14 protein-coding genes are annotated in these 19,859 nt (G+C 60.3%); 1 reads left to right on the top strand and 13 read right to left on the bottom strand.

Translation table 11 applies throughout. The annotated features are described in order from the left end of the window. Positions 1-561 (bottom strand): transposase (locus ACMX25_RS09155; RefSeq protein ID WP_462686292.1); only part of this gene is annotated, 561 nt, incomplete at its 3' end. A 761-nt stretch (positions 562-1,322) separates the two neighbouring features. Beyond that, positions 1,323-2,939, bottom strand: coding sequence for an MFS transporter (locus ACMX25_RS09150; RefSeq protein WP_414949381.1), 1,617 nt, complete (start codon positions 2,937-2,939; stop codon positions 1,323-1,325). Between the two features lie 104 nt (positions 2,940-3,043). On the opposite strand from ACMX25_RS09150, the gene ACMX25_RS09145 reads away from it, so the two are divergent. Beyond that, entirely contained in the window at positions 3,044-3,928 is an 885-nt protein-coding gene (locus ACMX25_RS09145) for a LysR family transcriptional regulator (protein WP_414949380.1), read from the top strand. Between the two features lie 26 nt (positions 3,929-3,954). Here ACMX25_RS09145 and garD read toward each other — a convergent pair whose 3' ends face one another. The 11 genes from garD to ACMX25_RS09090 form a co-directional block, all read right to left on the bottom strand. Further along, the gene (garD, locus tag ACMX25_RS09140; protein WP_414949379.1) at positions 3,955-5,508 is read right to left on the bottom strand and encodes a galactarate dehydratase; all 1,554 of its coding nucleotides are present in this window, start codon (positions 5,506-5,508) and stop codon (positions 3,955-3,957) included. 32 nt (positions 5,509-5,540) lie between these two features. Further along, positions 5,541-6,476 carry an ABC transporter permease gene (locus ACMX25_RS09135; protein ID WP_414949378.1) on the bottom strand — a complete coding sequence of 312 codons (936 nt, stop codon included), beginning with the start codon at positions 6,474-6,476 and terminating at the stop codon, positions 5,541-5,543. After that, positions 6,476-7,357 carry an ABC transporter permease gene (locus ACMX25_RS09130; RefSeq protein ID WP_299711522.1) on the bottom strand — a complete coding sequence of 294 codons (882 nt, stop codon included), beginning with the start codon at positions 7,355-7,357 and terminating at the stop codon, positions 6,476-6,478. Before ACMX25_RS09130 ends, ACMX25_RS09135 begins: the two co-directional genes overlap by 1 nt. Next, on the bottom strand, positions 7,354-8,433 hold the full coding sequence (locus ACMX25_RS09125) for an ABC transporter ATP-binding protein (RefSeq protein ID WP_414949377.1): 1,080 nt from the start codon (positions 8,431-8,433) through the stop codon (positions 7,354-7,356). The genes ACMX25_RS09130 and ACMX25_RS09125 overlap by 4 nt, the downstream gene beginning before the upstream one ends. 120 nt (positions 8,434-8,553) lie before the next feature. After that, positions 8,554-9,705: an ABC transporter substrate-binding protein gene (locus ACMX25_RS09120; RefSeq protein WP_414949394.1), complete on the bottom strand. Its 1,152-nt coding sequence runs from the start codon at positions 9,703-9,705 to the stop codon at positions 8,554-8,556. 512 nt (positions 9,706-10,217) lie between these two features. Next, positions 10,218-11,693: a heavy metal sensor histidine kinase gene (locus ACMX25_RS09115; protein ID WP_414949375.1), complete on the bottom strand. Its 1,476-nt coding sequence runs from the start codon at positions 11,691-11,693 to the stop codon at positions 10,218-10,220. Then, on the bottom strand, positions 11,690-12,376 hold the full coding sequence (locus ACMX25_RS09110; RefSeq protein WP_047846805.1) for a heavy metal response regulator transcription factor: 687 nt from the start codon (positions 12,374-12,376) through the stop codon (positions 11,690-11,692). Before ACMX25_RS09110 ends, ACMX25_RS09115 begins: the two co-directional genes overlap by 4 nt. A 113-nt stretch (positions 12,377-12,489) precedes the next feature. Further along, complete coding sequence (locus ACMX25_RS09105; RefSeq protein WP_414949393.1) at positions 12,490-13,962, bottom strand: efflux transporter outer membrane subunit; 1,473 nt, start codon at positions 13,960-13,962, stop codon at positions 12,490-12,492. 35 nt (positions 13,963-13,997) lie between these two features. Continuing rightward, the gene (locus ACMX25_RS09100; protein ID WP_414949374.1) at positions 13,998-15,227 is read right to left on the bottom strand and encodes an efflux RND transporter periplasmic adaptor subunit; all 1,230 of its coding nucleotides are present in this window, start codon (positions 15,225-15,227) and stop codon (positions 13,998-14,000) included. Between the two features lie 15 nt (positions 15,228-15,242). After that, positions 15,243-18,494, bottom strand: a complete 3,252-nt coding sequence (locus tag ACMX25_RS09095) for an efflux RND transporter permease subunit (RefSeq protein ID WP_414949373.1) — start codon at positions 18,492-18,494, stop codon at positions 15,243-15,245. 329 nt (positions 18,495-18,823) lie between these two features. Continuing rightward, positions 18,824-19,702: a LysR substrate-binding domain-containing protein gene (locus ACMX25_RS09090; RefSeq protein WP_414949372.1), complete on the bottom strand. Its 879-nt coding sequence runs from the start codon at positions 19,700-19,702 to the stop codon at positions 18,824-18,826. Positions 19,703-19,859: the final 157 nt, after the last annotated feature.

The raw sequence follows: 19,859 nt of genomic DNA, 5'->3' as shown, positions 1-19,859 counted from the left end.
CTCCAGCACTGCGCCGCTTGCCAGACAGATCACCGCAACCAGATAGGCTAACGGAAATCCCACGCCTTCGGCCTGGGAACCGGGCTGTGGGAAGCGGGCCTGGTTCGACGGCGTATCAGGCATCGAGATCCCGGTGCCATCAACCAGCTTGACTGGGCGCCCGCGCCACTTCCAGGCCGGCTTGACCTTCTCGTGCAATTGACGCCCCGTCTCACGCGCCAACTCCCGCACCATCGTCAGCGGCAGTCTCTGGCGAGCGCGGCAGTAGCCGCCCGTACGCACACTCATGGGCCGCAGCCCGTCGGCAGCTCGCTGCGCGGCCCACCCGTTGACTGCCTTCTGACACGAAGCGTCCGCTTCCAGCGCCTGACGCATGAACATCGACAGCGTCACCGTCGGCGGATACAGGCGTTCTCGATGCTCTGGCAAATACGCTTCCGTTATATCTAGCAGCTGCGGGCTCGTCAGTATGTTGAAGTAGTCTACGGCCTGTGCGCGGCGCGCACGGCTCTGAACGGTGCGTCGTGTTTGCCTATGATGACTGCGTGCATTACGATCCATGGTGGCTGATCTTTGGAATGAGACGCTGTTTGCTTGGTAACAACCATCGTATCAATCTATCGATCAGCCGCCTCCCTTTCTCCTCAAGCACTTACCACCGTCTTCTCCTCCATTGCAGGCTTAAGTAAGTGCCATTCGGGCTAGCACCCTTGCCCCACGAACCGGCACGGCGCCACGCATATTTGAGGTGCCGGTTCTTAGTAGCTTGGTTGAACAGTCCACGCCGAAGGGGTCGCATGTCCTGCGTTGCGGATCACAGAATGATGTGCATTTATTGCTTCAATTTTTGGTGATTTGGCTGGTGAATCGCATGGACGTTTTCGTGGGGTACGGCGTTACGTGTTTGGGTGGCCTTGTTTCCTTGTGCTTGGCGAAGTGGTTCGTCATCCATACAAATTCGGTGATTGGTTTTCCGCGGATAGCGCGGGGCGCTCCTTGGGCAGGTTCAGTCGCTAGTGCTAGCCCGAGAGCGTACGGGGCGAAGCGTTTTACTGTCAGGATTCGCGAGAAGGAGGGGTTCACACATCCTAAGCTCTGGCGAGCATCGTGCTTTTGGGGCACCCATGAATCAAAACTGCACGCTGTGGACACTTAGGGTAGAGCGGTGAAAGCGTTTTCTTTGCTTCGTTTCTTTGTCGCTTTGGACAAAGAAATGACGCGCCGCCACGCGCAGTGGCTAACAGTGATAAAGAAATCAGCTAACACCGAACCCGCAAAAACCTAAAAAGCAGCAACCAAAGAAAGTGCAGAGAGATCCAACCTCACCCCTGTCCGAGCGGCAGCGTCGCAGGACGAACACGCCGGCCGGCCAACCCCCATACAACCGCAGCAATAACCAGTGCAAGCACACCGGCAACGCATAGCGCGGACGCGAAGCCACTAGCGAAACTTGCCGGAGCTGCAGCCGCAAGAAATACCTTTGCGGCAGGCGCTAAATGCTCGGTCGCATGAGCAGCGTCACCGGCAAGCAATCTGGACATGAAGTCCGCATCAAGCGAATTCCTCACCGCGGGTGCATTAGCCAAGGCTAGATCAAAAGCCGTTTGCGTCCGCGATGCAAGCACCGCACCAAGCACGCCAACCGACGTGACAATTGCAGTGAACCGCGTGGTCGTACTAATGCCGGAAGCCATGCCCGTCCGATTGGGCGGCACGCACGCCATGATCGCCTTCTGCGTATCTCCGTTCAATATGCCGGCACCACAACCAGTCACGATCATGCCAAGCGCAACCAGCCAGTATTTCTGGCTCATTGATACCGACGCGGTCAATAAATTCCCCACACCGATCAGCCCAAGCCCGACCGTCAGCAACGTGACGCTGGAAAAACGGCCAGCCAGCCACGCACCTATGTAGGGACCCGCGATCATGGCAGTGGCAAACGGAAGCATACCGATGCCCGCGCTAACCGCCGGCCATCCAAATGCGTTCTGCAAATACAGCGGCAGGAAAGTCATCATGACCTGAGCGCAGGCCGCATAGCCGAACATGCTAAGCACCGCAGCAACAAAACGCGACTGACGAAACAGCGACAGATCGATCATTGCATGCGTGCGGCTCTTTTCCAGCTTCAAGAATACGATCAGCAATCCTGCACATCCGGCGAATCGGACTGCCGTGAACAGACTTTTCCAACCATCTGTTTGTGTTCCGATCAGCGCCCAGATGCCAAGCGCCAGAGAAGCACCGAACAGCAGGCTGCCCATTACATCGATTGCTCCGGCTTGAGGGTTGCGCGACTCGCGGATCGAGCGATGCACACACCAGGCGAGCACCGAGCAAACAGGAAGGTTCAGGAGGAAGATCCACCGCCACCCGAGCCATTGCGTAATCACACCGCCGACTAAAGGTGCGACCGTGGTCGCGAGCCCCATGCACATGCCCCACACGGCCCACGCACGCGCCCGCGAAGGCCCCTCTTGGAAGGTGTTGGCTATCACGGCGAGCGCGGCGGTCAGCAACATCGACGCGCCCACGCCTTTTATCGCACGAGCCAGATTCAGGAAAAGCGCGGTAGGCGCAAGCCCGCATCCGAGCGATGCCAGGCAGAAAACGCCCAGGCCGATCATCATCAGCTTTTTCCGGCCGAAGCGATCAGCTATGCCGCCGGCCGCCAGCAAGCACGATGCAAAGGCGACCATGTAGGCACTCACCACCCATTCGACGTCGGCAAAACCGACGTGGAACGATCGCGCAATCGAGGGCAACGAGACGGCGACCACGTTGGTATCGAGAACGATCAGCGCGCAAGTTGCCGAGGCGGTGCCCAACACGAATCGTGCTGCACGCGCGTTTAACGCCGGGGCCGGTGACGGCGGAGAGTCGTTTGAAGGCACCTGTTGAGACGGTTGGTTGTTACCCGGACTTCTTCGAAACATGGATACCGCCGTCGCGATGGAATTGACAGCGCACATCCTATCTGTACCCGTGTTAGCCGTCACTAACGTAAGATCACAGAATTATTCACGAAAATGTTAATACAGTGAAACTCGAACTTCGCCATATCAGGTGCTTTGTATGCGTTGCGAAGCACCTCCACTTTGCCCGAGCGGCCGAGGAACTGGAGATCGCGCCGCCCTCGCTCACCAAGCAGATTCAGGAAACCGAGCGGTTGTTAAACGTGCGCCTGTTTCATCGGACCAAACGCAGCGTTGCGTTGACGGCCGCGGGTGAGGCCTATTTGCCCGAAGCGCTGGCAGCCCTTGCCCATTTGTCACGCGGGCAGGAGCTTGCTGCGTTAGCCGAGCGTGGGGAGCTAGGCCGGATCGAGGTGGGATACGTTGCATCAGCGGCATTCGCAGGCGTGCTTCAAAGCACCGTCCGCGGATTTCGCCATGACAACCCGCGCATAGAGATGGTTCTGAGCGAACTGGCGATGGACCGCGTGCCGGCCATGCTCGCTGAAGGGGTTATCGACGTCGCGTATGTCAGGCCGCCCATGCACTATCCGGAGGGTATCCAGGCGATCACGCTATATCGTGATCATTTCATTCTGGCAATTCCCGAAGACTCGGTATTGGCGGGATCGGCAGGCGTTTCTCCCGGCCAACTGCGTGACTGCGTTTTCGCGTTGCCCGAGCAGGACTTTGGGACGTTTGAAGTCGGGCGCAGGGGGCGTTTTAAACCGCAACTGGGTCCGAGGCCCGGACCGTTGGCCGCGGTACTGGCCTGCGTTTCGCTAGGGGGAAATGTCTCGATAGTGCCGCACACGCTCAGCGACTGCGTTTCATTGCCTGGCGTGATTTATAAGCCTATTACCGGCAAACCGATCGTATCGGAGGTCGCCATGGCATTTCGCCGGCACGAACGTGCCCCTGCTGTACGCGCATTCATCAGCTATACGAAACAGTTGATGATCGACGCCTGATAGCCTGAGCTGCGGGTCAGGTCAGGTCAGGTCACCGGCGCCGGATTAAACAACGTAAGCGCGTTATGCAGCTTCAAATGCTCGGCGCACGTCTGCCTGCGTCCGCTCGCCACGTCCAGCATCAAACGGAACAGTTCCCAACCTACGTCTTCAATCGTCGCGTCGCCGGTTGCTATGCGACCTGCATCGATATCCATCAGGTCGTGCCAGCGGCGTGCCAAATCGGAGCGTGTCGCGACCTTGATCACCGGTACCTCGGCCAGGCTATAAGGCGTGCCTCGTCCCGTGGTGAACACATGCAGGTTGATACCGGCGGCGACCTGCAACGTGCCGCAGATGAAATCGCTTGCGGGCGTTGCAGCGAAGATCAGCCCCTTCTGCTTCACCTTCTCACCCGGCGACAGCACGCCCGAGATGGCCGAGTTGCCCGACTTGATGATCGAGCCCATCGCCTTCTCGACAATATTCGACAACCCGCCTTTCTTGTTTCCCGGTGTCGTGTTCGCGCTGCGATCCGCGCCGCCGCGCCTCAGATATGTGTCGTACCACTGCATCTCGCGAATGATCGCCTGCGCAACCTCGGCGTTGGCGGCACGGCTCGTCAGCTGGTCGACGCCATCGCGGACTTCCGTCACTTCGGAAAACATCACCGTCGCGCCCGCACGCACGAGCAGGTCAGTCGCAAAGCCGACTGCGGGATTCGCGGTGAGTCCGGAGAAGGCATCGCTACCGCCGCACTGCACGCCGATCACGAGATCGGCGGCCGAACATGTTTCGCGCCGCCGACGGTTCAGCCGTTCAAGATGATGCGTAGCAGTCCGCATGATGGAATCGATCATCGACTGGAACCCGACGTGCGCATTGTCCTGCAGCACGACAACATCGCCATTCGAATCGTCCCCTGCCGTTGCAATCGGAATCGTGCCGACGGGCATCAGGCGCTCAGGCTGCAGCTTTTCGCACCCGAGGCTCACGATCATCACTTCGCCGCCAAAGTTCGGATTCAAACTGATGTTGCGCACGGTGCGAATGGGCACCATGGCATCCGGGGCGTCGATGGCAACGCCGCAACCATAGGTATGTTCGAGTCCGACAACATCATCGACATTCGGATAACGCGGCAACAGTTCAGCCTTGATCCGCGCGACCGCATGCTCGACCACACCCGACACGCATTGCACGGTCGTCGTGATCGCAAGAATATTGCGCGATCCGACCGACCCGTCCGCGTTTCGATACCCCTCGAACGTGAACCCTTCCAGCGCGGGCATATCGGGCGCCGCGCGCGTGGCGATTGGAAGGTTCTCCAGACCCGGCGGCTCCGGTATGCGGATCACGTGTTCGTTGATCCAGCTCCCCTTTGGCAAGTCCTTCAACGCGTATCCAATCACCACGTTGTAGCGCACCACGGCTTCGTTCTCGGCCAGATCGGCGAGCGCCACTTTATGGCCTTGCGGTACACGCTCGCGCAACACGAGGCCATCGGCGAATACGGCGCCTTCGGGCAAGCCGCCGTCGTTGACGACAATCGCCACATTGTCCTGAGGATGAACACGAATGTAGAGAGGAGACTGTTCCATTTCAATCGAACCTTAAGGTGACTACGCGTCCATCACTGCCGCTGTTCCTTGACGCGCGAAACGAGTTGCGTCGGGCTCACGAATTGCAGCGCGATCAATACCCATACCAGCGTGATCGCCATGTAGATCATCGCCATTGCGTCGATGGATTGAGGCGCACGAACGCCCGTCGAAAAGACCGCGTAGTACAGCGCGACCACCAGCGTCTGCGTGGTCGGACCGGCAGTAAAGAACGTCAGTTCGAACATGCCGATAGTGCGAACCAGCACCAGCAAGCCCGCCGCCAACATGCCCGGCATCAGCAGCGGCAGTAGCACATAGCGGAAATACTTCGTCGTGTTCGCCCCAAATATACGCGCGGCCGCTTCAAGATTCGGATCGATCTGTTCAATGAACGGCGTCATCACAAGGATAACGAACGGCAGCGCCGGTACCAGGTTTGCAAGGATCACGCCGCTCAACGTCCCGGCAAGACCGACCTTGTACATGACGGTTGCCATCGGGATGCCGTAGGTGACGGGCGGGACCATCAGCGGCAGCAGAAAGATAAGCATCGCGAAACGCTTGCCGCGAAATTGCACGCGAGCAAGCGCATACGCGGCCGGTACGCCCAATGCAATCGACAGCAGAACGACCGCGCCGACCACCTCGACCGTCACCCACAACACGCTCGCAAGCTGGAAGTCGCTCCAGGCCTGTGCGTACCAGTGGAGCGTGAATCCCGCCGGCAGCAGCGTGCCGAACCATCGCGTCGCGATCGAGTTGACGGCAACCGTCGCAATCAGCAGCAACACGTTGAATAAGAAAAATGCCATTGCGCCCCAGACGAACATCTTCCAGAGCCGGTCGCCAAGGCTGACGCGCGGTTTCATCGGCTTGGCCGGTTGTGCGCCGTCATTGCGACTGTCGCGAGGTGCTGATGCATGAGTCGAAGCCGTCCAGGCGGGTGCATGATTATCGGTTGCCATCAGCCTTTACCTCCGGTCACCGGACCCGTGTAGAAGAAGCGGCGCGTGCTCAGCATGCCTGCCACCACCAGCAACTGGACGAAGCCCATCACCATCGCGATTGCCGAGGCGAGGGAGTAATCGTAACTTTCGAATGCGGCTTCGGCCGCGGCGATAGAGATCACGCGCGTTGGTCCGGCAGGCGCACCGAGCAGTACAGCCGACGGAAACACAGAGAACGCCTGCACGAACGACAAGCATGCGGCCATGGTCAGCCCGGGCATCAGCAGCGGTAAATAGATTTGTCGAAACTGCTCCCAAGGACTCGCGCCCAAGGTAGCCGCAGCGCGCGCAAGCGTCGGGTCGATACCGGTCACATACGAGAGCGTCAGCAGAAACGCGAACGGAAATCCCGACACGATCAGCGATATCAACACGCCCCAATAATTATGCGTGAGACGCACTTCATCGCCGTATAAATGCAGTCCATGCACCGCCTGCGAGAACCAGCCGTTCGGGCCGAAATAGGTCAGCATGCCGTCGGCGATCAGCACCGTGCCCAATGTCACCGGAATCACCAGTAACGTGGTCACGAACTTCTGATACGGCGAATTCCGGCGCAATGCGAATGCAACCGGAACCGACAGACCCACGTTGATGATTGTCGCCGGCACCGCAAGCTTCAAGGTGACGATGATAGTGGGCCACATCGCGGTATCGGTGAAAAAGGCGATGTAGTTGGCGAACGCGGAACCGCCGTTCATCGGCTGGAATGACAGCACGAGGCCGTACACGAACGGATAAACAAACAGCGCGAGGATGAAGATCAGCGCGGGCGAAACCAGCCACGCTTTCGCGTCGCGTGGAACGGCGGAAGGAAGCGGAACCATCGGCGAGTTCATGACGTTTCTCCGTCGTACACCAGCGTGCGCGAAGGCGGAACCCGCAGGCAAATTCGTTCACCCACCGCCACGTCACCCGTCACGCGCGCCCACAGATTGCCGAACGCAGCCTTCACGCGGATCAGCGAATCGTGGCCGCCGTATTCAACGGTCAGCACCTCTGCATCGAACGCATTTTCGGCGCCTGGCGCAGCGCGGTCCAGATCTTCGGGACGCATCGCAACGCTCACGCGCTTGCTGTCGAAACCCGCCATTGGCATGCCGATCAAGCGCACACCGTCCGAGCTTACGACCACCCCATCGCCCTGCATGCCGTCGAGCGTAAATTGAGCAACGTTCCGATATCCCATGAAACGCGCGACATGCAGGTTGCCCGGCCGTTCGTAGATTTCCTTCGGCGATGCAACCTGCTGCACGGTGCCCTCACGCATCACGACAATGCGGTCGGCCATCGAAAGCGCCTCGTCCTGGTCGTGCGTCACGTAGATCGTCGCGCGTCCGAGCTGACTGTGAATGCGCCGGATCTCAGCACGCATTTCAATGCGCAGCTTGGTATCGAGATTCGATAGCGGTTCGTCCATCAGCACGAGCGCCGGTTCGATCACGATCGCACGGGCGATAGCCACGCGCTGCTGCTGGCCGCCGGACAATTGCCCCGGCAGCTTCTTTTCCTGACCGACGAGCTGCACCATTTGCAGCGCTTCATATGCGCGTCGAGCGGCTTCGCTCTTGCCCACGCCGCGCATCTTGAGTCCGAAGCCGACGTTGTCGAGCACGGACATATGCGGGAACAGCGCGTAGTTCTGGAACACCATGCCGAAGCCGCGTTTTTCCGGCGGCAGGACGTCAATACGCTGATCGTCGAGCCAGATCCGCCCGCCTGTCAGCGGTTGCAAGCCGGCGATGCAATTGAGCGCGGTCGACTTGCCGCAACCGGACGGCCCAAGCAATGCAATAAATTCGCCGCGCTGGATGTTCAAGGCAAGACCACGGAGCGCCGCGACCGCCTGACCTTCGGCGTTCATGAAACTGCGGCTGACCGAATCAAGACGCAACTCATCAAACTGATGCTTCATGGCAGGTTCCTGAGACTAAGAACGACACCGTGCGACGAACTTGACTTGATCGCTAAGCGCAATCATCAAGCCGCCGCACGGCCGTATAAAGTGACTTCGATATTACTTCGGTATCCAAAGTTACTTCGATTTCTGCGAGCCTATTTCACGGTCCCACTTCTGGAACGCGGCCACCATGGCAGAGGCACTCAACGGCACCACGTGCGGACGGTCAGCCAGCAGCTTCGCGTATTCCGGGCGGCCGTACTTCTTGATGACTTCCTGGCTCTTCGCCGGCGCCTGGTCGATCGTCACGCCCTTCACGACCGGACCCGGATAGAAATAACCGTCGTCGAAGGTCATTGCCTGCTGCGCGGGCTCAAGCAAGAAGTTCATCATCTTGTAGATCACGTCGAGCTTTTCCTTCGGCACGCCGTTCGGGATCACCATGTAGTGGGCATCGTTGACCCACGTCATGTTGTCGAAGGCCTGGACCTTGTATTCAGCCGGCACGAGGCCGAGCGCGCGCGGGTTGATGTCCCAGCCGGTCACGGTCACGGTCATGTCGCGCGAGCCTTCGCCGAGTTCCTTCATCACCGCCGACGTTCCGCCCGGGTAGTAAGGAATGCAGTCGTTCAGCTGCTTGAGGAACGCCCAGGTCTTGTCCCAGCCGTTGATCGGATCTTGCGGATTCTTGTCGCCGAGCACATACGGCAGCCCCATCAGGAAGGTGCGTCCGGGACCGGAGTTAGCCGGGCGCGCGTAGATCAGCTTGTCCGGATGCGCCTTGCACCACGCAAGCAATTGCTCAGGCGTTTTCGGCGGATCGGTCACCTTCGCCGGGTTGTATTCGATCAGCGGACCTGCCGGCATGTATGTCACTTCAATGCCGTAGCCTTGCGCCAGATCCTGCATCTTGCGCGGACCGGGTGCGTATTTATCGAGTACGCCGGGGAATGCCGCGGCCTGATCCGGCAGCAGTTTCATCCAGAGCTTTTGTTCGATACCCGCGGCAAGCGCGTCCGTACCGGTCAGCACGATGTCGATATCCGAGCGGCCGGCCGCCTGCATCGCCTTGATCTTGCCGGGCAACTGCGGCGCGGGTGCGTTGGTGAACGTGATGTTGGAGACGAGTTGCGGGTACTTCGCCTTGAAGGCTTCGAACGCCTTTTGCGTCAGTTGCAGGTTGCCCGCAACGTCCACGATGTTAATCGCCACCGGGTCCGCCGCGTGCGCGGCAGGTGCCGTGACCATCGACACCGCGGCAACCGCCGCCACGGCGCTCAACGCCATGTGCAGCACCCCCAGCTTCGCCGACAAACGGCCGGACAGAATCATTTCGTCTCCTCGCTCTTTGTATGGATTTTATTGCGGATCGAGTCACTCCGATGCCGCCACGCGACACAAATGAACCGCAGCAAAACTCAGCTTCGCGGTGCATTTATCGATGTATGTTGTCGTATGAGAACATAACTGTGACAGGGCGTGTTTTCTATCACCGTAAACCCTTAACCATGGTGGTTGCCACGACCTGTAAAGGTCGGACGGATGTCGGCTTAACCCTTATGGAAGCTGAGTCCCACGATTTGAGGCAGCGTTGGAATGGACTACTCCGAAGATGGCGCGAGATCGAATAGGGACGCGGTGCTACCGGCCATGTTGTACGACAACCTATCTTTTGAGCGAAAGGCAAAAACGAGCGCGTTTAGCAACGCGTCCGAATAATCGAATGAAGAAAAGGTTTGCCCGGAAGGGCCGCTCCCCGGCGCGCGAAGCGCCGGGCAAGCATTGATGCCATGCCGGTGTCAGTGATTTGCCGAGGCGGGCTGCATCGGAGCATCGGCGGGGGACGCACTGGACGAAACACTCGCAGGCGCATTCACGTTAGGAATCCCAGTTGAGCTCACCTGCCCACTTCCTGTCGCCGCAACGGAAAACGCAAACGTATTGATGCCCGCGCTGCTCGTCACCGACACCTTGCCGCCATGCATTTCCGCAGTCGCCTTGACGATCGCCAGACCCAGCCCATGGTTCTCGCGACTGTTGGTCCGCGAGACCTCGGCGCGATAAAACCGGTCGAAAAGATGATCGAGCACAGCCGGCTCAATCGGCTCCCCGGGATTGGCAACGGCAACGCGGACCTGGTCGCCTTCACGCGTAATCGACACCATGATGCTCGAGCCCGGCGCGCAGTGCTGGATCGCGTTCATCAGCAGATTGATACACGCGCGCCCAAACAGCGACTTGTTCACGCGCACGAGCGCGTCGCCCGTATAGACCGCGCGCACCTGCGCTTCCTCGAGCGGAATCTCCAGGAATTCCAGCGTATGGGCGACTTCCGCGGCAAGCGATGCATCGACAAGCCCCGTCGCGCGCTCCCCCTGATCGGCCCGGGCGAGAAACAGCATGTCGTTGATGATCGCCCGCATGCGCTCGAATTCTTCCAGGTTCGATTGCAGCGTGTGACGCAGGTCATCGACGGAGCGGTTGCGGGTCAGCGCCACTTCCGTCTGCCCGATCAGGATGGTGACGGGCGTGCGCAACTCGTGCGCGACATCGGCGTTGAACGATTCGAGCCGCCCATAAGCGCCGTCAAGACGCTCAAGCGCGCCGTTGAAGGAATTGGCGAGATCGTTGAGTTCCAGCGGCAGCGAGCGCGTATTGAGCCGCTGCGAGCGATTGTTCGGGCTCACCGCAGACGCGTCCCGAGTCAGCCGCGTCAGCGGCGCAAGCCCGATGCGGGTGACCGAATAACTCAGCAGCAGCACGCCGAGACTGCCGAGGGCGGACAAGGCGGCAAGCGCAAAGGCGAACGCGCGCATGGTCCGCGCGTTCGCAGAATAACCCGCGGCAACCTGCAGCATCACGGCCGGCCGCTGGCCATAAGCCGGCAGTGTCACCGTGTTGGCAAGCATGTCGTTTTCGCTGCCGGGGCCGGTTCGCACCCGTTCATAGCCGCCCGACCAGCGATCCATGACCTGTCCGGTGACCGGCTTGCCGAACTGATAAGACGAGTCGGCGCTCCACACCGAATACAGCGTGACGCCGTCGCGCGGCGTCATGTCGGTGAGTTTTTCGCGCGCGATCTTCCACTTTTCAGGCGTGACCGCGTGATAGACGATGATCCGCGCGATCTGCGTGCGGTCGTCGAGCGACTCGCGCAAGTGCAGTTCGAGTTGCGTGCGCAGCACCAGGAAAAGCCCGGTCCCGACCAGCGTAAAGACAAACAGCGCGACGGCCGCGAACATGAAAGCCAGACGCCGGGCGATGGATCGATTCATGATGTTCCCGCTTCCTCGCGGACCTCCAGCACATAGCCCATGCCGCGCACCGTGTGCAGTAATTTGGTCGGAAATGGGCCGTCCAGCTTGGCCCGCAGGCGTTTGATCGCAGTTTCCACCACGTTGGTATGGCTGTCGAAATTGACGTCCCAGACCAGTTCGGTGATCGCCGTCTTCGACAGGATATCCCCTTGGCGGCGCGCCAGCACGCTCAGCAACTGGAATTCCTTGGCCGTCAGGTCCAGCCGCACGCCATCACGCGTGGCGCGCCGGCCGATCAGGTCGACATACAAGTCGCCCAGCGAGATCAGCGTCGACTCCTGCACGCGGGTGCGCCGAGCGAGCGCATGAAGCCGCTCGACCAGCTCCAGGAAGGAGAATGGTTTTGTCAGGTAATCGTCAGCGCCTTCGCGCAGGCCCCGCACCCGGTCGTTGATCTGGTCGCGCGCGGTCAGCATGATGACGGGGGTGGCCTTGTGCGCGCGCAGCGCCTTCAGCACGCTGAAGCCGTCGCGCTTGGGCAGCATCACGTCGAGCACGATCACGTCGTAGTCGAATTCGATCGCGAGATGCGTGCCTTCCTCGCCGTCGAGGGCGACGTCGACTATCCAGCCCTGCTCCGTCAAGCCGGAGCGCAAATAGTCAACCACCTTGTGTTCGTCTTCCACGATAAGCAGTTTCATGCGCGCCTTCTTATGTACGTTTTCCCATTATAAGAAAACGTTGTCTCTCCCTTGCTGCGAGTGCAGAACCTGGTCTATGCGAACCGTGCGGATCACGTCACTCGCGTGTCAAATCAGTTTGGCGGGTTGGTCGCCGCCGCCGTCTTCTCCGGTGCTGCTGCCGTGTTGACGTCCCAGCCGCCCCCCAGCGCCTTCACCAGCGACACCGACATCGTCCATTGCTGGCCATGAATCTGCACATCCTGACGCTCGCTTGTGAGCAGCGACTGCTGGGCGGTGATCACGTCGAGGAAGGCAACCAGGCCGCCCGAATAACGATCGTTGGCGAGTGAGAGCAGACGCCGCGCGTCGGTGACGGCTTCCTGCGATTCCTTCGATGCTGCGTCGAGCACCGACAATCCGGTCACGCCGTCCTGCACCTGCTGGAACGCATTGAGCACCGTCTGGCGATACATTGCCTCGTTCGCCACATAACCCTCGCTTGCAAAGTCGACATTGGCGGCGCGCCGGCCACCATCGAAGACGACTTGTCCGAGTGCGGCGCCCAGCGTCCACATCAGCGTGGGCGCGCTCAACAGGCTGGCGAACTGCGTGCTTTCCCAGCCGATTCCCGGGGTCAGCGAAAGGCTCGGGAAAAACGCGGCTTTCGCCACGCCGATCTGCGCGTTGGCGGCCGCCATCGCGCGTTCAGCCGATGCAATGTCGGGACGACGCTGCAACAAATCGCTTGGCAGTCCGAGCGGTATTGTGGGGACGGTAGTAGCGATCACCTTCGGGGCAATCGCGAACTGCGGTGCTGGCACGCCGATCAATGCAGCAATTGCATGCTCGAACTGGGCGCGCTGGTTCAGCAGCAAGCGAGCCTGGACCCGCGTGGAATCGAGTTCGGATTTCTGTTGCAGCACGTCGAGCCCGGACACCGAACCGAGATCATGCTCGGTCGTCACGTAGTCCAGCGCCTTCTGCTGCAGGACGACCGACCGGTTCAACACATCGATCTCGGCATCGAGTTCGCGCATCGAAAAGTAGTCGCTCGCCAAGTCCGTGGTCAGCACGAGCCGCGCGTTGGCGAGATCGTCGCGTGATTGTTCGGCGGACGCTTCCGCGCCCTCGACTTCGCGGCGAATCCGGCCAAACAGGTCCGTGTCGTAGTCGATGGTCGGACCGACCTGGACGTTGTTCTGCACCGTCGACTGGGTCGGCGTCGCGTAGTTGGTCAGCGGCCGGTTCTGCGATATCCGGAAACGCGATGCGTTAGCGCCAAGGTCAACTTCGGGCACCTGCTGCGCCTTGTTGTTCGCGAGGGTCGCCCGTGCCTGCGCGTAATGCGCGCTGGCGGCGGCGAGCGTCTGGTTCTGCGCCAGCGCCTGCTGTTCAAAGCCATTCAACGAGTCATCGCCGAAACTGGTCCACCATTGCGGGTCTATCGGCGCGTGCGACGGCTCGGCGACGCGCCAGTATCCGTCGGTATGCCACGCAGGCGGTGTGTCGGCGTGAGGCTGCTTGTAGTCCGGCCCAACCGTGCACGCGGACAGCAGCAACGCTCCGGATGCCGCAACGGTCGTGCTGGTGATCAGGGTCTTCAGCCGTGCCGACCGAATCGGCCACTGGCGCGCGCGCTTCACGACGTCCCCTTCTTGGCAGGCTGCTGCTTAAGCGGCGCGATCAGCACATGGTCGCCGTCCGCAATGGAGTCGCTCGGATTGATGATGATCTTGTCGGTCGATTCAATACCGCTTTCAATCTCCAGCGACGGCCCCAGGTCCTGCGCAATCACGATCTTGTGCAGGTTGACGTTGCCGTTCTGATCGACCACGGCAACTCGCGGTCCTTCGGAGCGGAACAGCAGCGCGTTGCCCGGCACCAGCAGAGGCGCTCGCACGGTCGCCGGCAGCGCGACCTGTACATAAGCACCCGGTCGCAGCTTGTTGTCCGGATTGGGCAGGCGGACTTCGATCTGCAGCGAACGAGTCGGGACGTCGATTGCGCCGGAGATATGAGCGATCGAACCGTGGAACTGCTGGCCCGGCAACTCCGCCTGCGTGACGATGACATCCTGCCCTTGCGCCACGTTCTGGGCGTAAGCCTGCGGCAACTGAACATAGACTCTCAGCGGGTCCGACTGCGCCAGTGCGAAGAGCGCACGGCTCGCGCCGCTGCCGGCATCGATCAGGTCACCTACATCCACATTGCGCTGCGTCACCACGCCAGCAAACGGCGCCGTAATACGTTTGAACGATTCAAGCTGCGTCAGACGCTGCACGTTCGCGTTGGCAGCCGCAAGGTTCGCCACGTCCTGGTTATAGGTGCTCTGGCGTTCATCGAGTTCCTGCTGCGAGACGGCATCGCGTTGACGCAATTGCTGCCAGCGCTCAAACGAACTTTTTGCGAGCACGAGACTGGATGACGACTGGTCGCGTTGAGCCACCGCCTGCTTCAGTTCCTGATCGATCTCAGGCGTATCGAGATCGGCCAGCAATTGCCCTTGCTTCACCCGTGTGCCGATATCCGCATACCAGTGCAGCAGATAACCCGTAGCGCGTGCGTAGATAGGCGACTCCACATAACCGCGCAGCGTGCCCGGCAGCAGGGTGTTACCGCCGCCCTCCGCTTGCTTGGGCAAGACAACATTCACGTACACCTTCGCGTTTTGCTGCGAGGTCGCCGCGACCGAGTGGCTTTGCATGATGTCCGACACCACCGTGCGCCCGGCGCCCAGCACCAGCAGCACCAGCACCACGATGATGGCGATCTTCGCCCGTTTCCATTCACGGCCGCGAGGCGGCAACGCGTGCCCGTCCTCGGTTTCCCTTGCGGGAATCGCTAGCGAAGCATGAGATTTTTCTGTCATATCAGTCAGCCATATTTAACTTGGAGCATGCTCGCCGGCGCCACGATTGGGGCCGTCGTGACTTGGGTGGTTGCCTGAACCGCCGCCTGAACTACCGCCGCCGTGATCGTCGTCACCTGCCAGACGATCACGCCGCCGGGCCAGCCGGCTGTGAATACCCGCAAACACGAGCGGCACGAAAAAGAGTGTGGAAACAGTGGCAAACAGCAATCCGCCGATCACCGCGCGGCCGAGCGGCGCGTTTTGCTCGGCGCCCTCGCCAAGCCCGAGCGCCATCGGAATCATGCCGATGATCATCGCGAAGGCCGTCATCAGCACCGGGCGGATACGGCTCGCCCCCGCTTCAAGCGCCGCGGTCAGCGGCGGCGCACCGGCTTGCAGCCGCTGGCGCGCGAAGGCCACCATCAAAATACTGTTCGCGGTCGCGACACCCATCGTCATGATGGCGCCGGTAAGCGCCGGAACGCTCAGGTGCGTGCCGGTGAGGAACAGCATCCACGCGATGCCGGCAAGCGCCGCCGGCAACGCGCTGACGATGATCAGCGGGTCGACCCACGACTGGAAATTCACCACGATCAGCAGGTACACCAGCACGATCGCCATCGCCACGCCGACACCCAGGCCGAAGAACGATGAACGCATGGTCGCGACCTGACCGCGCACGATGATCTGGCTGCCGCGCGGCAGGCTGGCACGTGACTGGTCCACGAGCTTGTCGACCTCTTTCGCAATGCTGCCGAGGTCTCGCCCTTCCACGCTCACGAACACGTCAATGACGGGGCGGATGTTGTAGTGCGTCACCACGGCGAACTGGTTTTTCGGCGTGACTTGCACGAGGTTGCCAAGCAGTTGCGTGGGCCCGTTGGCGCTGCCGGAAACCGGCGTGCGCAGCAGTTCGTCAATCGATGAAACCTGGTACTGAGGCGTCTGCACCGCGACCGAATACTCAACACCGTTCTTGTTGTTGAACCAGAAACCCGGCGCTGTCTGCGAGCTGCCCGACAGTGAAATCAGCACGTTCTGTGCAACGTTGCTTGCGGTCAGGTTGAGTTGCTGGAGCCGGGTGCGATCCATCTGCAAGTTGAGTGCAGGCTCGTCGAGCTTCTGCTGGATATGCGTGTCCACGGTGCCGGGAATCCGCCGGATCGCCTTCATCAGCTTCGCCGCTACATCGAAATTACCCTGCTGGTTCGCGCCGGATATCTGCACGTCAATAGCGGCCGGCAAACCGAAGTTCAGGATCTGCGTGACGATGTCCGCAGGCTGGAAGAAAAATTCGACGCCCGGAAAGCGCCGCGGCAACTCCGCGCGCAACTTGTCCACGAAGTTCTGCGTGGGCTCGTGGTCCGGCTTCAGCGCGACCTGGATCTCGCCGTCGAGCGTACCGATCGTGCCCGCGTTGCTGTACGACAAGTTGATACCGCTATACGGCAGGCCGAGGTTATCGAGGATTGTATTGAGCTGGGCCGCCGGCACGACCTGCCGAACCACCTCTTCCACTTGATCAGCCAGCCGCGCAGTTTCTTCGATACGCGTGCCGGTCGGCGCACGCATATGCAGGCGGATATCGCCGGCATCGACAGTCGGGAAGAAGTCCTCGCCCAGCACGAACACCAGTCCTACCGACAGCACGCAAAAACCGAGAAATACCGATGCGAACATGCGGCGCCGCACGAGCAGCGTGCTCAGGATCATGATGTAGGTGGCGCGCATGCGCTCGAACCCGGCATCGAAACGGTGATACAGCCGCATGAATATATTCGGCTTCGACCCGTTCTTCGGTTTGTGCGCGTGGCCCATCAACAACATTGCGAGCGTGGGGACCAGCGTACGCGACAGGATGTACGAGGCGAGCATCGCGAACACCACGGCTTCAGCGAGCGGCACGAACAGGAATTTCGCCACGCCCGTCAGGAAGAACATTGGCACGAACACGATACAAATACACAGCGTCGAAACAAGCGCGGGAACCGCGATTTCGCCGGCCCCTTCAAGGATGGCCTCATGCAGGTCCGTGCCCATGTGCAAGTGCCGCTCGATGTTCTCGATCGTCACCGTTGCGTCGTCCACCAGGATACCCACCGCCAGCGCGAGTCCCCCCAGCGTCATGATGTTGATGGTCTGGCCGAGCGCATGCAGCACGAGCAATGACGAGAGGATCGACAGCGGAATGGAGACCGCGATGATGCAGGTGCTGCGCCAGTTGCCGAGGAACAGCAGGATCATCGCGGCCGTCAATGCAGCGGCAATCAGCGCTTCGCGAATCACGCCCTGCACGGCTGCCTTGACGAACACAGACTGATCGAACAACGGCGTAATCGTGAGGTCCGGCGGCAACGAAGCGCGGGCGTTCGGCAACAGCGCATAAAGAGAATCGACGATGGACAACGTCGACGCGCTGCCGTTCTTCAGCACCGACATCAGCACGCCGCGATGCCCGTTCTGACGCACGATATTCGTCTGCGGAGAGAAGCCGTCTCGTACATGCGCGACCTCTCTCAGGTAAGTGGTTGCACCATTGAGCGTGCGCACCGGAATGTCGTTCAGCGCGGCGATGGTAGCCGGCGAACCATTCATGTTGATCGTGTATTCCTTCATCCCGATCTTGGCCGTGCCGGTCGGCAAGATCAGGTTCTGCGCGTTGAACGCGCTCACTACGTCCGAAGGCGTCAGGCCTTTCGCCAGCAATGCGCGTGTATCGAGATCGACCGAAATCAGCCGGCTTTTGCCACCGTACGGATACGGCACGGCCGCACCGGGAATGGTCACCAGTTGCGGGCGCAAGAAGTTCAGTGCTGTGTCGTTCAGGTCCTGCTCGGAGAGCGTGGTGCTCGACAATCCCAACTGGATCACCGGAATACTGGAGGCCGAATAACTGATCACGAGCGGCGGCGTGGCGCCTGGCGGCATCTGCTTCAACTGCGCCTGCTCGACCGCCACCGTTTGCGCGATGGCAGTCTGGATGTTCGCGGTGGGTTGCAGGAAGACCTTCAGGATGGCGATGCCCGGCAGCGACTGCGACTCGATATGTTCGATGTCGTTGACGGTGGTCGTCAGGCTGCGCTCATTAACCTGCGTGATGCGGTTGGCCACGTCCTCGGCCGACAGGCCCGTGTAAGTCCAGATGATGCTGACGACAGGAATGTTGATTTCCGGCAGGACGTCGACCGGCGTTGTCAGGAGCGCAAACGGCGTCGCTAACAGGATCAGGATAGCCATCACGATAAACGTGTAGGGCCGCTTTAGCGCAACGTTGACGATCCACATTGAGACGCGCTCGAAAAAAGCAGGAAAGGAAAATGAACCGCTGGAATGCAACGACGCCGTTCAGGCAGGGCCTCTCAAGCCGAGACCCCAAGCGGCATGTCGCACACGGCGAGCCGGATCGAGTGCGGCGCGAAGCCGTGCGGCCTTTCATGCAGCCAACAGGCTGGCGAAAAGGCTACTCACGCACCGATCTTAACGGGCGAGTGCCAACGCCTACATGGCGCGAAAATGGCATAAATGTCAGGAAACAAATCTTTCCTCAGTTTTTTCAGAGGCAAACGTTTTCGTGCAATCGGGATGATTTTCATACCCGATAAAAATAGAAGGCTTCACGCCAGTTTCGACTCCACCCATGAAACAAAAGCAGCCACTATCGGCGCTTCCGTGAGCTCATGCCGGCGCACCCAGTAATACGCATGCTTGGCCGGCACGGTGATACGAAACGGGCGAACAAGCGTGCCGTCGGCGAGATCGTCGCGGGCGGAAAAGCTATCGCCTAATGCTACGCCTTGTCCCCGTATTGCAGCTTCGATTCCTACATGCGCAATGCCGATTTCAAGGATCCGCAAACCTTCGAGCTTGTCAGCCGATGCCTCTGCCAACCATCGCATCCACGACCCGGCGTGTTCGCAGAACAAGGTCCGGTTCGCCAGGTCCTGCACCGTGCGAAGCGCGCGCGGCCCGTTCATCAACGCGGGACTCACGACCGGGAACAGGACCGGATGCGTGATGAGCTTGACGTCGCGATCGCGCCAGCGGCCCTCGCCGTATCGGACGCAGAGGTCGACGTCGGATGAATAGATTTCCTTATCATCGTTGGACGGGATCAGTTTTAAGTTAACGGCGGGGAATTGCTCGAGGAAGTCGCCAATGTGCCGCGCGAGCCACCGCGACGTGAACAACATGGGAGCCGACACCACCAGATCGCCCGCAATGACCGGCGACTCGAGCCTGACCACAGCGGTTGCGATCATGTCGAACGCGTTCTTGACCGGCTGCAGCAGCGCCTCGCCGGCAGGTGTCAATTTCACCCGCGCCTTCGAGCGAATGAATAACGCCACGCCAAGGGTGCTCTCCAATACACGGACCTGGTGACTCACGGCGCTTGGCGTGACGTTGAGTTCTGCCGCCGCGCTCGCAACGGTGCCATGGCGCGCCGTGGCTTCGAAGGCACGCAGGGGATTGAGCGGGGGCAGCCGATAGCGCATCGGGTAAATCCGGAGAACGTGGGAAACGGGGAAGATGCTGAGAAAAATTTGATTTAAAGCGAATTTAATTCTCTCTACAAGCAAAAAATTTGTTTGCGTAAGCTGGGAACCATAAGTTGAGCCATAAGTTGAGTCATAAGCTGATCGTCATTCTGAA

Origin of the sequence: Caballeronia eucalypticola (assembly GCF_047608185.1) — a bacterium.
Taxonomy (GTDB): domain Bacteria; phylum Pseudomonadota; class Gammaproteobacteria; order Burkholderiales; family Burkholderiaceae; genus Caballeronia.
Note: the sequence above shows the minus strand (reverse complement) of the source record. Positions and strands in the feature narration are given on the sequence as shown.